The sequence below is a fragment of the Gilliamella sp. Pas-s27 genome (assembly GCF_009795865.1).
Classification (GTDB): domain Bacteria; phylum Pseudomonadota; class Gammaproteobacteria; order Enterobacterales; family Orbaceae; genus Gilliamella.
Genome location: NZ_WTEW01000018.1, coordinates 14771 through 30950, shown reverse-complemented (window position 1 = coordinate 30950; position 16180 = coordinate 14771). Strand labels below are relative to the sequence as shown.

Genomic DNA, 16180 nt, shown 5'->3' with positions numbered 1-16180 from the left:
GGTTTTTTTATTTTGTTTAAAATGAAGATTGAAATAAGAATAAAACAGAAATAACACAATCCGTAATATATTAAATAATAATATTCAGGTGTATGGTATTGTTTTTTGATAAAGCGATAACACCATTGATAACTTAGCAATCCTCCGGCACAATTAAACAATAATATAATAGCTAGTTTAATGGCTTTCATTGGTTAGTCCTTTTTATCTTCAATCTTTTTAACTGACTTATCTAAAACTGTATATGTACAATATAAACGATCAAAAGGAATTGTTCATTATTATTTTTAGTTTTAATAGATTATTTAATAAGAATAAATTTAATATTTTTGTTTATTGTATGCAGTTATATTGCTTAATATAACCACCGTTGATAACGGTTGACTAATTTAATGATAAGCTATGGCAATACTGTGTAGCCTAGTGAATGAAAGCTTTTGTGTAAATGTTGTGCCATTATCGATATGTATTTTCAGTAGGTAATGAAATGCCGGCTAAGTTTAGTCGGCATTGTTATTTTTAGTGCTAATTTTTTATTAGGTCTATATTAATGCCTAATCCTTTGGCAATTCCTGAACCATAATCAGGATGCACTTTGTAGAAGTGTTTGAGCTGCCTGATTTGAATGTCTCGATTGACGTTTTTCATCGAGCCAACGATATTATCAATAAGCAGTTGTTTTTGATCAGGCTGCATTAAATTAAATAATGCGCGTGGTTGTGAGTAATAATCGTCATCAACACGATGATCGTGCTTGTCCATTGTGCCTGCAGGTACATGCATTGGTGGTTCGGCATATTGTGGTTGTTGTTTTGGTGCGCTGTCGATGCTATTAGGCTCATAGTTAGGTGCATTATCAGGAGTATAAAAACGCATTGCGCCATCACGTTGATAATTATGCACAGGGCATTTTGGCGCATTGATTGGTAGTTGTTGATAATTAGTTCCAATACGATAGCGGTGCGCATCAGCATAAGCAAAAACACGTCCTTGAAGCATTTTATCTGGTGATAAGCCCGTACCTGGAACCACATTACTTGGTTCAAAAGCTGCTTGTTCAACTTCGGCAAAATAGTTTTCAGGGTTTCGGTTTAGTTCCATTACGCCCACTTCAATTAATGGATATTGTTTTTGTGACCAAACTTTAGTGACATCAAACGGGTTTTCAGGGTGGTTATTGGCTTGTTCTTCGGTCATGACTTGCATATAAAGTCGCCATTTTGGATAGTCACCACGTTCAATGGCTTTAAATAGATCTTCTTGTGCTGAATCTGGATTAGTGCCATCCATTTCTGCGGCTTTTTTAGGATGAATATTTTTGATACCTTGTTCGGTTCTAAAATGCCATTTTACCCAAGTACGAATGCCATCTTTATTGATTAAGCTATAAGTATGGCTACCATAACCATGCATATGCCGGTAACCATCAGGAATACCACGGTCAGAAAATAGAATAGTGACTTGGTGAAGCGATTCTGGCGATAAAGACCAAAAATCCCACATCATTTGTGGATCTTTTAAATTAGTTTTAGGATCACGCTTTTGAGTGTGAATAAAATCAGGAAATTTGATTGCATCACGAATAAAAAAAACAGGGGTATTATTGCCGACGATATCCAAGTTGCCTTGATCTGTGTAAAATTTTACTGAAAATCCACGGGGATCTCGCGCTGTGTCAGATGAACCACGCTCTCCGCCAACAGTTGAAAATCTTGCAAAAACAGGTGTTTTTTTGCCAACATTAGCAAATAAGCTGGCATAAGAATAGTTGGTGATATCATTGGTGACTGTAAAGGTGCCATGAGCACCAGATCCTTTGGCGTGAACTCGTCTTTCTGGGATATTTTCACGGTTAAAATGGGCGAGTTTTTCGATAAGTTGAAAATCATCTAACAACACTGGACCACGAGGCCCCGCAGTTCGGGTGTTTTGGTTATCGGCTATTGGTGCACCGTTATTAGTGGTTAGTACTTTTTTGTCTGACATTGCAACACTCCTTTATTTTATATTAAAAAAGCTTTTAAATATGAAAGACTCAATTACTTTTGAATATTATGTATTAGAATTAGAACGGTAGTACGTCGTAACAGTAGTACATGGTAACAGTAGTGCATAGTAATAAAGTTATATTCGATTATTTCTATATTCGAAAAATGCATTTAGCCTTAAGAATAAAATCAGTTTTATTACTAAAATATTAATCTAGATTATTTGCACATTGCTACTTGTTATAAATTTTAGCTATTTTAATTTGTTATTATTAAACTTAAGCGTAAATAATTTCGGATAGTTTGATATCCCAAGGTTTGTTGTCAATATGTTGTACCTTTTGACAAGCAAAAGCAAGCCCAATAGGTAAGATTTTTTTTGTTTGGTAATTTGCTAGTAATCGGTCATAAAATCCACCCCCCATCCCCATTCGATAGCCACGTTGATCAAAAGCAACTAGTGGCGTAAAAACGATATCAAGTTGGTTGTTAGGTAATACGTCTAATACGTTTAACTTTGGTTCAAATATGCCAAATTTATTTTTAATCAGTTGGGTTTGACTAGTGTATTTTAAAAAGAGTAAATGTGTAGAGACAAAAGGGTGAATAATGGGTAAATAGACTGATTTATTTTGTTGCCATAAATATTCAATGATGGGGGTTGTTTCGACTTCACCATCAAATGATAAAAATATGGCAATATTTTTTGCGGTATTAATGGCTTGATGGTGAAAAATTTGTTGATATATCGTTTGCTGAGCAATATTGCGTTCAGTGGAGGATAATTGCCGTCTTTTTTGACGAATTATTTGCCTGATGTTCATGCCATTTTTACCTTTTAGAAAAAGGTTGAAAGGAAACTCCAAGATGTCGTTAGGGTCGTAACCCTTGAACCCGAGGTTCAAGGTGAACATTGTGTTTTAATTTTTAGGTTTCCTTACAAGTAAGGCATACTCACCAATTAAAAATCACTCCGTTCTTAAGATAAGATTATCGGCTCAGGGGACTAACCCATATCGCGATCATCTCAGAGATGTTTATCATGATACAAAATTTATCAGATCATACAATACTATTTGTATTAAATTTACAATTTAAATGGTTAATTGTTGGTATTTAGTGCAGAATCAAGTAACTGTTGTAACATTTTTAGTCGATCGCCAAATTCGTTGCTTTTTTGTTTTTCTTTTGTCAGTTCGTAAGAAATATTCAGTGCTGCAGTAATAATAAGTTGATCACTGCTAATCTGAGGCGATTTTTCTCGTAAATTTGTTAAGCGCGCATCTAAATCTTTTGCGGCACTATTAAGTGCGTCGACTTCATCAACAGGACAATTGAACTTTAATGTTCGTCCAAAAATTTGAATAGTGACAGCTTGAGTTTCCATATTTAACCTATTGATTCATAAAATTATTAATTTTATCGATAATGTGTTTTTGATCTAACCCTATTTCTTGTCTTATCTCACTTTGAGATCCTTGAGGAATAAACCTATCAGGGAGTCCAATATTTAAAATATCACATTTTATTTTTTTCGATAATAGATATTCATTGACGCCGCTACCGGCACCACCTTTAATACTGTTTTCTTCAATGGTGACAAGTATATTATGAGTTTGGCTTATGTGCAAAAGGACTTTTTCATCCAGTGGCTTAACAAAGCGCATATCGATGACTGTAGCATTAATTTGCTCAGCAGCTTGTAAAGCTTCTGAAAGTAAAGTGCCAAAATTTAGTAAAGCAATGTTTTTCCCTTGTCGACATAATCTAGATTGTCCTAATGGAATGGCTGTTAATGGCATAAGTTGTGCACCAGTGCCTTCACCACGAGGATAACGCACTGCAGCAGGCCCATTATGTAAATAGCCTGTGTAGAGCATTTGTCGGCATTCGTTTTCATCGCTTGGGGTCATGATAACCATATTGGGTACACAGCGTAAATAACTTAAGTCAAATGCACCTTGGTGTGTTTCGCCGTCGGCACCTACAATACCAGCGCGATCGATGGCAAATAATACAGGTAGGTTTTGAATAGCAATATCATGTATTACTTGGTCGTAAGCACGTTGTAAAAAAGTTGAATAGATGGCAACAACCGGTTTTAGATCACTAATAGCAAATCCTGTGGCAAGTGTTACTGCATGTTGTTCAGCTATCGCAACATCAAAAAACTGGTCAGGATAACGATTGGCAAACTCTACCATGCCTGAACCTTCACTCATTGCTGGCGTTATTGCCATTAGACGTTTGTCATTTTGCGCTATTTCGCATAGCCAATCGCCAAAAATCTGTGAATAAGTTGGCGCTACTTTTTGGGTAGTAGGTAATATTCCATCGTTAGGATTGAATTTGGGGACGCCATGCCATAATGTTGGGTCTTTTTCAGCAGGCGCATAGCCTTTACCTTTTTGGGTAATAACATGAAGTAGTTGTGGACCTTTTAATTGTCGAACCCTTTGTAGGGTTGCAACTAAAGCGTCAATATCGTGCCCATCAACAGGGCCAATATAATTAAAACCAAGTTCTTCAAATAATATTGCGGGGGTGACTAAACCTTTTAAGTGTTCTTCTGTTTTTTTTATGAGCTCTTTTAATGGTGGAATATTTGCTAGCATACGTTTGCTACTTTCACGAAAAGAGGTATAAGCTTTACTTGCTAATATTTGAGCTAGATGTTGTTTAAGCGCACCAGTATTTGCTGAAATTGACATATCATTGTCATTTACAATCACTAACATGTCGGATTTGATATGTCCAGCATGATTCATTGCTTCAAATGCCATTCCTGCTGTTAATGCGCCGTCACCAATAATGGCTACTACTTTTTGCCCTGATTGTTTTTTTTGCTCACTAATTGCAATCCCTAATGCAGCACTGATCGAAGTTGAAGAATGACCCGTGGTAAGCACGTCATATTCGCTCTCACTACGGTGAGGAAACGGGTGTAAACCACCTTTTTGGCGGATAGTGAGCATTTGATCTCGGCGACCCGTTAAGATTTTGTGTGGATAAGCTTGGTGACCTACATCCCAGATGATTTTATCAAACGGCGTGTGATAAACATAATGCAATGCAGTGGTTAATTCAACCACACCTAATCCCGATGCTAAATGCCCACTTGATTGACTAACGCACGTTAGTAAATATTGTCTAAGCTCTCGACAAATAGCCGATAACTGTGACTGAGGAAACTGCCTTAAATCCTTGGGCGAGTTTATTTGTTTTAACAAAGGATAATTATCTAAATTCATTATGTAATGTTATTTTTTAATTAGCTGTTAGCTATTTCGATTAATAATAAAACCAGCCAGTTCTTGTAGTGGCTGACTATTATAAGGTATTTGTTTTAGACTATCGATAGCTTGCCGATAAAGTTGTTCGGTGAGTTTTATTGCGTTATCAAGTCCAACTAATGCAGGATATGTGCTCTTTTCATGAGCAAGGTCTGATCCTTTCGGTTTGCCCATAATTGATTGTTCACCAATGATATCTAAAATATCATCTTGAATTTGAAATGCCAGTCCAATTGCTTCGGCGTACTGATCAAGCATTAGGTAATAAGGTTTTGCAATTTCACCGCATGCGAAAGCGCCTAGACGGATGGATGCTTTGATTAATGCTCCGGTTTTATAACAATGTATTTTTTGCAAATGTTCAATATCGATTTGTTGATGTGTCGCTTGTAAATCTAGTGATTGTCCAAGGCACATCCCAGCAACACCGCTAGCATGAGCAAGCTCGGTTATCATATTAATTTTAGCTTCTGCATCAATGAGCTTACTTTTTGCCAACAACGAAAAGGCTAAACTTTGCAAAGCATCGCCAGCAAGGATTGCTTCAGCTTCACCAAATTGGATGTGGCAAGTTGGTTTTCCACGGCGTAAATCGTCATTATCCATGGCAGGTAAGTCATCATGAATCAATGAGTAAGTATGAATAGATTCGATAGCTGCTGCGGCTTCGTCTAATTTAGAAAGTGAGCAATTAAACATTTGACCTGTCAAATAGACCAAAATAGGTCGTATTCGTTTTCCTCCTGCTAGCAAGCTGTACTCCATTGCTTGTTGAAGTGTGGATGGTTCGATTTGCGACATGCAAGCAGTTAAAAACGAATCAATTCGTTGTTGTAATGGTTTTAAACTATTCATTATCATCAATTAAGAATTCTGACAGTTCGGCGTCACTATTTTCAGATAATAAAATCTGAATGCGTTGCTCGGCTTGTTGTAACTGTTTTTGTCCTGTTTTTGCTAATTTAATTCCTTTTTCAAACTCACTTAGTGCTTCATCTAATGGAAGATCACCATTTTCTAGTTGAGTTACGATAGTTTCAAGTTGCTTAAGTGTCTCTTCGAAACTTGGTTCTTTGTCTTGTTTTTTGGTCATATTCAATTCCTCTTTACATTCGATGAGTATACACTTATTTCAAATAATCGTGAATCAAGGCTTTTACTTATTTATCATAATGTAATGTTTATCATAATGTAATGCTAAAATATAATTTACAACTAGTTAAATGGTACAATGCGTGTTAACTCATTAGCAATGTACTAATTGATTTATTCACTCTCATCATTTTTATTATTTGACTCTTCCATTGAAAGTGAGGCGATGTCCGGATTAATCGGTTTTTTAACTTCAATACCCATTTCACGGAATCGTTCAATTTGTCCTATAACGTTGCCACGACCTTTTGATAATTTATTCATGGAGTTTTGATAAGTTTGTTGTGCTTTGTCTAAACAACTGCCTAAGTTTTCCATATCTTCAACAAAGCCCCGCATTTTGTCGTAGAGTTTGCTTGCTCTATCAGCAATCAGTTCGGCGTTACGGTTTTGATACTCAAAGCGCCATAAATTGTGGATAGTTCGTAATGCAACTAATAAGGTGGTTGGGCTGACTATCATAATGTTACTTTTTAAGGCATCATTGATTAATGCGGGATCATTATCGATTGCACTTAAAAATGCAGGTTCGACAGGAATAAACATCAAAATATAGTCTAATGAATTAATACCAATAAGTTTATGGTAGTCTTTTTGACTAAGCTGTTTTAAATGATTACGGACCGCAGCTAAATGTTCAGTCATCGCTTTTGCTTTGACGGTTTCGTCATCACTATTAAAATGTCGTTCATAGGCGACTAAGGTGACTTTGGAGTCAATAACCACGTCACCGCCTTGCGGTAAATGAACAATGACATCAGGCTGTAATCGTTGGTTGCTTTCGTTGGTTAAGTTGACTTGAGTTTCATATTCATAACCTGAGCGCAATCCTGAATTATCTAAAATCTGGCTTAAGATGAATTCTCCCCAGTTTCCTTGGGTTTTGTTATTGCCTTTTAATGCATTGGTTAGGTTGGTTGCTTCTTTGCTCATTTGTTCATTAAGCTGTTGCAAGTTACGAATTTCATGGGTTAATGTGTGGCGTTCTTTAGCTTCTTGCCCAAAACTATCTTGAACTTGTTTTTTGAAACCTTCTAACTGCTCTTTAAGTGGTGAAAGTAAAAAATCAAGGCTCTGTTTATTTTGTTGTTCAATCTTTTTACCACTGTGTTCAAAAATACGATTGGCCAGGTTTTCAAATTGAGTCGTAAGCCGTTGTTCGCTTTGTTCTAGTATAGTTTGACGTTCTTGTGTTGCACTTAATGTTTCTTCTAAACGAGTTTTGAGTTCGCTAATTTTGACGTTTTGTGCCAAATTCTGTTGTCGATACAGTTCTAACTCATGCTCTAATTGTTTTACTTGAGTTGTTAAAGTTTGGTTTTCTTCCTTTTTTTGTAACAATTGCAGATCAAACAGTTGATGTAAATTATTAATCGTTAGTTGAGACTTTATAATTAACACCAATAAAATTAAGGCGAAAATGCCAATAATAATGGTAAACCATCCACTTAGTCCTAAAGTGCTGAACATGATTAAGCCCTTTCAAAAGTAAATGAAATGACGTCATCTAAGTTGTTGCTTTCTAAGGCGAGCATAATTAAACGATCTAACCCTACGGCAACGCCTGCACAGTCTGGTAGTCCTGCTTCCATTGCGGCTAGTAGCTCAATATCAATATTTTGTGGCGGTAGATTTTGGTTAGCGCGATCTAAATTATTTTGTTCAAAACGCATGCGTTGTTCTTGTGGGTTAGTGAGTTCTTTAAAACCATTGGCAAGTTCAACACCTTTATAATAAAACTCAAAACGGCTAGCAACACGATGATCTTCTGTGCTGATAGCGGCTAATGCGGCTTGTGATGCCGGAAAGTTAAATACTGCAACAGGTTTATCTTTACCTATATGGGGTTCAACGCCAAAAGTAAATAAGCATTGGAGTAATCCATCTTTATCATAACTATCTGTATTAATCCCAATATCAAGTTGTTTGGCAGCATTGATTAACGTTGTATGATCCGCTTCTAAAGGGTCGATATTAAGATGACGCTGAAATGCCTTTTGATAAGAAATTCGTTCAGCAGGTTCACAATCTAGAATGGTTTGTAGTAAGTCATCGACTTCATTGATCATTTGCATCATATCAAATTGGATACGATACCATTCAAGCATGGTAAATTCAGGATTATGATAACGACTGGTTTCTTCATGATTGCGGAAACATTTGCATATTTGATAAATAGGACCACTACCAGCGGCAAGTAAACGTTTCATATGGTATTCAGGGCTAGTAATTAATGACATTTTTTGCCCTTGTTGTTCGTCGAGTTCCCCTGGTTTTAAATATGTAGTGTGGAAAGAACTTAAATATACGTCTGTTACAGCATATTGGCTTAAGGTCGGCGTTTCGACTTCTAATATACAGCGATCAGCAAAAAATTGCCGTACTTGAGAAGTAATTTTTGCGCGCTTAAGTAAATTGTTAATAGATGCAGAAGGTTGCCAAGTCATAAAAAATATCCATGGAATTTGATTATTACTAAAAAAGAAAATAGGGCAATAGCCCTATTTTTTATTGTTGGCGTTCATTTTGCCATAAAGTGAATAGATTGTCGTATTTTTCTTGCTGTTGCCAAATATGACGATGTAAAGTTGAAAGAATAATAGGATCTTCTAAAATCGCTAATTGTTGTTCTTTACTTATTTTTTCTAAATCTATTTGTTGATACTGAGCAATAAGCTCATTGCGTTTTTGTTGGTTTTTATTATTAACTCGATGCCGTGATGTTGATAATGCACAAGCAAGCGCATTATAGATAGGATCGACTAACGCCATCACAAAACCGTGTTGCATAAAAGCCGCTTCGGTTTTAACTAGATATTCACCCGTCAGTGTGACTGCTTTTGCAGGGTGGGTTTCTTCCGGTGTTAAAAATAATCCTAATTTTTGGGCTTTCATACCAATACTTGAAAGTCCTGATACTCTAATCACTAAAGGGGAAATAGTTAAAGGTATTAATATGGCAATATACCAATAAGTAAATTGTGGATTTAACCAGATAATCACCCATAACCACACAATACCTAATAATGATAGTGGCCAACAAAAATAAAATGACTCGCCCCATGTTAATGCATCGTCACTTCGAGATGGTGATTTCCATTGAATTTTACTTCCCATCCATGCTTTAAGTACAAATTTACTATGAAAGATCATACGTATTGGTGCTAAGATCATTGACCAAATCATTTCAATAAATATTGATAAAGTTAATTTAAATATGCCACCAACATCTTTTGCCCCAGTTCGGGCTATAATAATGCCATAGCTAAAGAATTTTGGTGCAAATAGCAAAACCATGGTGGTGGACAGTAGCTGAATCGCCAATTGTTCATCCCATCTAGGCCAAGTTGGATAAAATTGGTTTGGTTGGAAAAAATATTGAGGCTCAGAAATATTAAATACCAATAACAATAGTGTTGAAAATATTAAAAACACTAACCACAATAATGATGAAATATACGCCATACCACTGGTTGCAAACATGACTCGGTGTGTTAATTTTATGCCACTTTTAAAGATTAGTCTTAGATTGATTAAGTTACCCATACACCAGCGGTTATCACGTTTAAGATCTTCAATCATATTACCAGGTAGTTCTTCGTAACTACCATTCATATTATAAGCAATCCAAACGCCATAACCAGCACGGCGCATTAGTGTTGCTTCAACCAGATCGTGCGATAAGATGTGTATTGGACCTTTTCGTTTTTGCAGTGGCGATAGTATGCAATGCTCAATAAAAGGTTTTAAGCGAATCATTGCATTGTGTCCCCAATATTGTGCTTCGCTTAGCTGCCAAAAGTGTGTGCCAGAGCAAAATATATCACTATAAATCTGGTTGGCAAATTGCTGAATCCTTCCGTAAAGTGTCGTCATTCTGACCGATTTTGGCGGTGATTGCAAAATGCCGGCTTTAGGGTTCATTTCCATCATGGCGATCATTTTTAATATACAATCACCTGTCATAATGCTGTCGGCATCAAGGATCATCATGTATTCGTATTGATGCCCCCAACGACGGCAAAAATCATCAATATTACCACTTTTACGTTTAACTCGGCGTTTGCGATGACGATAAAAAATATTGCAGCCATTTTGTTGTTTTGTCGCATTAAATTCAGCCCATGCTTTAAGTTCGTTTACATAAAGATCGGGATCATTTGTATCACTTAAAATATAAAAATCACAACAAGCCGCATGACCTGTTTCAACCAAGGATTGATAAGTGGCTTGCAATCCCGCAAATACTCGAGCGACATCTTCATTGCAAATTGGCATAACAAGTGCGGTTCGATGTTTAGTATCAATATGTGATGCCGGATCATTAGGAATAGCAATAGTATAACGGTCTTTACCCATTACCGCTAATATTAGCCCCATAATGCTGGTCCAAAAACCAATCGAAATCCAGAAAAATAAGATTGCAAATAGGACTATAATTGCACCTTGTATAATATAAGGTATTATGCTGTAAATAGCTAATTCAGGATTGATATCCCAATTGGCCATAAAATTGATTTTTTGCCAACTTTGATAAGGTAGTAAAGAAGCAAGGTAAGTGGTTCCGTAATATGTTTGTACGGCAATAAGTGCAAACATAATAAGACGACGAATGATGGCAAGAATATTGATGCCATGTTTTGACTTGGCGGTATAGCGTTGGTTCCAGATTTGAGGTTGAATTGAAACACGGTCAACTTCAGGGTAACTTGGCTGTTGCCTTCGCTCATCAATAAAAGAAGTAGTGTCACCGACTTGATTTAAACGATATTTTAAAAAATTGACATCGTCAGGCGATATTGCATTGTTTTCTGATTTCTGACGCCAAAGCTCAGCGTCAGAAAGATTGGCAAAGTAATCTTTTTTCATATTTTTATCATATTATAATAATTATTGTGCGGGATATTGCCCACTCCACGTTTCAGAAATCACTTTATTGGTTTCTTGCGAAGCGAGTTGCACGCGAATATCAGTTGCTTTTTTACTGTCTTCAACATTGAAGCGAACAATGACCCGCCAGCCTTTAATTTCCGGATTATATTGTGCCTCAGAACTGACTATAGAACCATTGTTCATACTTGAAATTACTTTAACTGGCAATTTTTCTGATAACTCAGGGCCTGCAAAGTCGATTACATAAGCATTAGAACCGTCAAGTTTACGAATCAGATTGGCTTGTTTTATATCACCAAGCGATAAACGTGTGCTAACCGCTCTTGCAACATCGTTAGGATAACGCTTATTTTCATTTAATGAATAATGTAAGCGATATTTTATGTCAAGCATATCGCCCTCTTTGTATTGCTTTTCAGGCACCCAAAATGCAACGATATTATCGTTAGTTTCGTCAGCGGTTGGAATTTCAACTAATTCAACTCGACCTTTTCCCCAATTTCCCAAAATTTCAGTCCAGACACTTGGTCGTTTTTCATAGTGATCATCAAGATCTTGATAATCATCAAAGCCTTTATCTCGCTGAATTAAACCGAACGCTTTGGGGTTCTCTAAGCTATAGGATGAAAACGATAAACGCTTAGGATTATTTAATGGACGCCAGATCCACTCGTTATTATTAGCTAAAATTGACAGACCATTAGAATCATGCATAGCTGGACGATAGTTTAGTAATGGAGAGGGTTGATTAGGTCCAAATAAAAACATACTAGTTAATGGAGCAATACCCAATTTTTTTACCGAATTACGGAAAAAGATTTTTGCTTGCATTGTGATAGTCGTATCCACACTTGGAATTAGTGTAATTTTATAAGCACCGGTGACACTTGGTGAGTCGAGCAAAGCATAAATAACTAAGTGTTTTTGATTGGCTTGCGGTCTTTCAATCCAATACTCTTTAAAACGAGGGAACTCTTCACCCGACATTTCCCCCGTATCAATGGCAAGCCCTCTAGCTGAAAGACCATAGTGTTGATCTTTACCTACGGCACGAAAATAACTACCTCCGAGAGCTGAAAATATTTCATCGTCAGTTTTTGTTGGGTTATTGATTGGATAATGAATTTTAAAGCCTGCAAAGCCAAGGTTTTTAGTTTCAAGTTTATCAAGATTGATTTGGCTTAGATCAAAATAGCTAGGGTCATATTGGATTGGATTAACTTGATTATCAACAATTTCATTAATTTTTATTGGAACATCAAAGTACATTCCTTCGTGATAAAATTCAAGTTTAAAACGGCTCTTTCGATCTCCCCAGTAAGCCTTTTGATGATTAAATAAAATTTTTTGATAATCCACAAATTGCAAAGATGCCAATTCATTGGGAATATTTTTAGACGGTTGAACGTAATTTTTTTTTGATAATTTTTCAGCTTTTGCAATCACATCATCAAACGAAAAAGCCCACGAAGAAAAGCTAATGCAAGAAACGCAAGCCACACAAAGCGCCTTGTAAATTAGTTTTTTATTAAACGAATTATTGGGTAATAAATTGTACATAAAGACTCGCATTATTATCTAAAAATATTAAAGTAGTTGATAATATTATCTTTTGGGTTATTCAAGCATTCTTCAACATAATCAGCTTTCATTTCTTGAAGGATGCTAGGGTTTTCTTCGATCAGAAATAGAGAATAGTTATCCTTGGCTATCTTTGTTTGTAAAGATAATATGTCTTGAGCAGACATTTTAAATTTCGGTTGAAAATACTGGGTTATTTTATTTGTATCTTTCGTATAAATTGCAGTAACAAAATCAGCGGAGTATTGACAATAGTTTTTAATATTGTTTTCAGTTACTCTTATCTTTTTTAGTTCAATATTATGTTCAGCTTGATTTTCCTCAACTACTTTTTTGAGTTGCATATCGTACTTTAACTTATAATATTCATTCAGGTAAAAGTTCAAGACACAAGATGACTGATTGTTATTACTTTGACAATTTAAAATGCCATGTTTGATAATATAGTTATCAAAGTTTTTGCTGCCAACAAATTGAATCAATTGATTTCTAGCATCAATAACGTAAGGGTTGTTAATTTCAGTTTTTTGTTTCAATAAAGATATTTGATCCGCTTGCGAAATCGCTTCCTTAGTTTTTGTTGGCAAACTTTTTTTTGCACAACTTACGACAAGAATAGAAACAATGGTGCATATAAAGATATTACTTATTTTCATTTATCAAATTCCATGAATATATTCTTGAATATAATTTTAAAGTAAATAACTCTACTTTTAATATCATCGCATTATTAGCCATAATAATACGACTAACGGTTATTATTGCGAAAAATTATATACTCTTATTTTTTCAAAAACACTAGTAGATTAAACTAAATTTATAAAAAGCGTATTATATATTAGGTACAGTTGTTTTTTTAATGTTTACATATTTTTTTATTATCTACTGTAAATTCAGATTCATGAGCAACAGAAGGTTTAAATTTACCTTTTGCTTTTAAAAAGGTGATAAGTTGCTCTGCATTCATGTCAGATTGAGAACAAGTATGAAACCTTGCATCTGCTCCAAACTTGTCGTTGATAGCATTAAGTAAGGAAGCTTCCGTGTAACTATTTCCGTCCATCATACGCAATACTTCATGTCCATGAATTGACATTATCGCCCCCCAAGTTGTTGTTGATTCAGATTTTAAAATTTATCATTTTGAGCCGTGAAAGATAGCAGATATTTTTAATAAAAAAAAGGGGGGGAAAGATTAAAAAATATTGTTAATTTTGGTTTGACTTGCCCTGATTTATATCGGGGCAAGCAGTGGTGGTAAAGTCTGTAAGTTCAGATAAAAATAAACTTATTTTTTACCTTCATCAGCAAACTTGGCGATGATTGATTGATTTTGGTTTTTAACTTGGCGAATAATAACAGTAACGATATCAGCAAGTTTATAACACAACTCATCTTTTATTTTGATAGTGCCTTCATCTGGATATGGTGTAATCTCTTCCTTGATTGGGTGAATCATTGAAATTGGCACAAAAGCAAAGGCACCGATATCGCATAAACGTACACGTGCCCCGCCACGATTGATATCGACAATTTCAGCCGAGTAACTTTGATCGATTTTATTTGCTAAATATTGAGCATAAAGGTTTTCGGTCATATCACGTTCAGCAAGCCGTAACATTTTACGCCTTTCATTCATACTTTTTAGGTGCTCTTTATCTGGCGTAGTTAATTCTTGTGAGCGGATATATGCTTTTATTAATCGATGGTTAACCATATCGCCATATTTACGTATTGGTGATGTCCATGTTGCATAGGCATCAAAGCCCAAGCCAAAATGGGGGTGTGGTTCAATTGAAAAATCAGCAGGACTTTGGAACTTACGAAGCTTGGTTGCTAAAAATGGTTCATTATCTATAATACGTCGTAATTTAATATAACCGTCAAAGGATAATAGCGATTCTTTATCAAATTCAGAAATTCCGTTGTCGTTTAAAAATTTTACGACTTGCTCGATATATTTATTATCAAAACCAGAATGAATATTAAAAATCCCAAAACCAATGTTAGTTTGTAATTGTAACGTTAAAGCCTGATTGGCAAGAACCATGGCCTCTTCAACGATATGATTAGCAATTCGACGAGTTTCTTTAATTATTGATTTTACTCGGCGGTTTTCATCTAGTTCAAAACAATAATCACCGTTATCTTTAAAAACCAATGCATGGTTTTGTCGCCATGTGATACGAATTTTAGCTAAGTCAGCTAACCAATGAAGTTGCTGTTTAATAGTAGGGTCACTGGTTGCCAATTCGCCATTATTTTCTAAAAAATCAGAAACATTATTATAAACTAGCTTAGCCTTTGATTCGATCCAAGCCGGCATAAAGGTTGTATCATCGTTAATAATATTGCCAATATTGTCAATGCGCATTTTACAGATCATTGCAGGGCGTTTTTGATTGGCCTTTAATGAACAGAGTTCATTGGCGAGCTCTTTGGGAAGCATAGGGATATTAAAATCAGGTAAATAAGTGGTAAAATTCCTAGTTTTGGCCACGTTATCAAGTTTGCTATCTTGTAAGATATAAGCTGTAGGATCAGCGATAGCAACCATTAGTTGATAAAAACCCTGTTCATCTTTAGACACCGCAATAGCATCATCCATATCTTCGGTGTTTTCACTATCGATGGTAAAAAAGTGAATATCGGTTAAATCTTGACGGTTATCAAGTTCTGTATCACTAATAGTTAATTCATTGGCTTGAGGGGAATGTGTTTCTAAATCATAGCGTGCTAGAGTTTTTAACCAAAGTTGATAAGGTGAATTGCCGTCGGCAACAAAACGAGTAACCTCGGCAAAAAAATGCTTAGTTTCTTTTTGTAAAGGATGAGAAAGTAACGTTGCAACAACCCAATCGCCTTCTTTTAGTTTTTCACTAACCTGCTCGTTTATTTTGCAACGAATAGCAAAATGAGTAGGCATGTTTTCAGGGTAAACAACCATTGCACGATCTTGAAAGCCTATTTTGCCAATAAATTTTTGTAAGCTACTTTCGATCAATAATTCGGGTTCAAAAAATTCTTTATCGTTATTACTGATAATTGATCCTGAAACTTTATCGCCATTACAAACCGTTTTCATTTTAGCAACTGGGATAAAATAACTTTTTTTACTATCGGTATCTAAAAAACCAAATCCTTTTTCATGAGCTCGAACAATACCTTCAATGCGAGGGGTCTGTTCGTGGAGTTCTTGTTTTAATTGTGCAAGTAGAGGGTTATTTTGAAACATATGGCTTAACACTAGTTAAAAAGTTGGTGTTAAATTCT

The 16180-nt window shown here is 35.5% G+C and carries 13 protein-coding genes and 1 other RNA gene; all 14 read right to left on the bottom strand.

What is annotated here, in order from left to right; genetic code table 11:
* Positions 1 to 525 precede the first annotated feature (525 nt).
* Positions 526 to 1986: a catalase gene (locus GQ589_RS08085; RefSeq protein WP_160425484.1), complete on the bottom strand. Its 1461-nt coding sequence runs from the start codon at positions 1984 to 1986 to the stop codon at positions 526 to 528.
* A 280-nt stretch (positions 1987 to 2266) separates the two neighbouring features.
* Positions 2267 to 2812 (bottom strand): 5-formyltetrahydrofolate cyclo-ligase, encoded by a 546-nt coding sequence (locus GQ589_RS08080; RefSeq protein ID WP_160425483.1) that lies wholly within the window; start codon positions 2810 to 2812, stop codon positions 2267 to 2269.
* 31 nt (positions 2813 to 2843) lie between these two features.
* Positions 2844 to 3025, bottom strand: a non-coding RNA gene (gene ssrS / locus GQ589_RS08075) — 6S RNA.
* A 65-nt stretch (positions 3026 to 3090) separates the two neighbouring features.
* Positions 3091 to 3375: a cell division protein ZapA gene (gene zapA / locus GQ589_RS08070; protein WP_160400425.1), complete on the bottom strand. Its 285-nt coding sequence runs from the start codon at positions 3373 to 3375 to the stop codon at positions 3091 to 3093.
* A 7-nt stretch (positions 3376 to 3382) separates the two neighbouring features.
* Positions 3383 to 5239, bottom strand: coding sequence for a 1-deoxy-D-xylulose-5-phosphate synthase (gene dxs / locus GQ589_RS08065; protein ID WP_160411362.1), 1857 nt, complete (start codon positions 5237 to 5239; stop codon positions 3383 to 3385).
* A 27-nt stretch (positions 5240 to 5266) separates the two neighbouring features.
* Positions 5267 to 6142 (bottom strand): (2E,6E)-farnesyl diphosphate synthase, encoded by an 876-nt coding sequence (gene ispA / locus GQ589_RS08060; RefSeq protein ID WP_160425481.1) that lies wholly within the window; start codon positions 6140 to 6142, stop codon positions 5267 to 5269.
* Positions 6129 to 6374: an exodeoxyribonuclease VII small subunit gene (xseB, locus tag GQ589_RS08055; protein WP_160400428.1), complete on the bottom strand. Its 246-nt coding sequence runs from the start codon at positions 6372 to 6374 to the stop codon at positions 6129 to 6131. Before xseB ends, ispA begins: the two co-directional genes overlap by 14 nt.
* Before the next feature lie 173 nt (positions 6375 to 6547).
* Positions 6548 to 7903: a DNA recombination protein RmuC gene (gene rmuC / locus GQ589_RS08050; protein ID WP_160400429.1), complete on the bottom strand. Its 1356-nt coding sequence runs from the start codon at positions 7901 to 7903 to the stop codon at positions 6548 to 6550.
* Between the two features lie 2 nt (positions 7904 to 7905).
* Positions 7906 to 8880, bottom strand: coding sequence for an elongation factor P--(R)-beta-lysine ligase (gene epmA / locus GQ589_RS08045; RefSeq protein WP_160400430.1), 975 nt, complete (start codon positions 8878 to 8880; stop codon positions 7906 to 7908).
* Between the two features lie 61 nt (positions 8881 to 8941).
* Entirely contained in the window at positions 8942 to 11302 is a 2361-nt protein-coding gene (mdoH, locus tag GQ589_RS08040; protein ID WP_160425479.1) for a glucans biosynthesis glucosyltransferase MdoH, read from the bottom strand.
* Positions 11303 to 11323: 21 nt separating this feature from the next.
* Entirely contained in the window at positions 11324 to 12886 is a 1563-nt protein-coding gene (locus GQ589_RS08035; protein WP_160411358.1) for a glucan biosynthesis protein G, read from the bottom strand.
* Positions 12887 to 12900: 14 nt separating this feature from the next.
* Entirely contained in the window at positions 12901 to 13563 is a 663-nt protein-coding gene (locus GQ589_RS08030; RefSeq protein WP_160411357.1) for a hypothetical protein, read from the bottom strand.
* Between the two features lie 200 nt (positions 13564 to 13763).
* A complete protein-coding gene (locus tag GQ589_RS08025) occupies positions 13764 to 14003 on the bottom strand; it encodes a YecH family metal-binding protein (protein WP_202115053.1) in 240 nt (79 codons plus the stop codon).
* A 192-nt stretch (positions 14004 to 14195) separates the two neighbouring features.
* Positions 14196 to 16142, bottom strand: a complete 1947-nt coding sequence (locus GQ589_RS08020; RefSeq protein ID WP_160425477.1) for an exoribonuclease II — start codon at positions 16140 to 16142, stop codon at positions 14196 to 14198.
* Positions 16143 to 16180 lie beyond the last annotated feature (38 nt).

Coding starts and splice junctions, on each gene's coding strand:
- epmA (WP_160400430.1), bottom strand. CDS start 8,880: ATGACTTGGCAACCTTCTGCATCTATTAACAATTTACTTAAGCGCGCA.
- GQ589_RS08030 (WP_160411357.1), bottom strand. CDS start 13,563: ATGAAAATAAGTAATATCTTTATATGCACCATTGTTTCTATTCTTGTC.
- dxs (WP_160411362.1), bottom strand. CDS start 5,239: ATGAATTTAGATAATTATCCTTTGTTAAAACAAATAAACTCGCCCAAG.
- rmuC (WP_160400429.1), bottom strand. CDS start 7,903: ATGTTCAGCACTTTAGGACTAAGTGGATGGTTTACCATTATTATTGGC.
- ispA (WP_160425481.1), bottom strand. CDS start 6,142: ATGATAATGAATAGTTTAAAACCATTACAACAACGAATTGATTCGTTT.
- GQ589_RS08025 (WP_202115053.1), bottom strand. CDS start 14,003: ATGTCAATTCATGGACATGAAGTATTGCGTATGATGGACGGAAATAGT.
- GQ589_RS08085 (WP_160425484.1), bottom strand. CDS start 1,986: ATGTCAGACAAAAAAGTACTAACCACTAATAACGGTGCACCAATAGCC.
- zapA (WP_160400425.1), bottom strand. CDS start 3,375: ATGGAAACTCAAGCTGTCACTATTCAAATTTTTGGACGAACATTAAAG.
- xseB (WP_160400428.1), bottom strand. CDS start 6,374: ATGACCAAAAAACAAGACAAAGAACCAAGTTTCGAAGAGACACTTAAG.
- mdoH (WP_160425479.1), bottom strand. CDS start 11,302: ATGAAAAAAGATTACTTTGCCAATCTTTCTGACGCTGAGCTTTGGCGT.
- GQ589_RS08080 (WP_160425483.1), bottom strand. CDS start 2,812: ATGAACATCAGGCAAATAATTCGTCAAAAAAGACGGCAATTATCCTCC.
- GQ589_RS08020 (WP_160425477.1), bottom strand. CDS start 16,142: ATGTTTCAAAATAACCCTCTACTTGCACAATTAAAACAAGAACTCCAC.
- GQ589_RS08035 (WP_160411358.1), bottom strand. CDS start 12,886: ATGTACAATTTATTACCCAATAATTCGTTTAATAAAAAACTAATTTAC.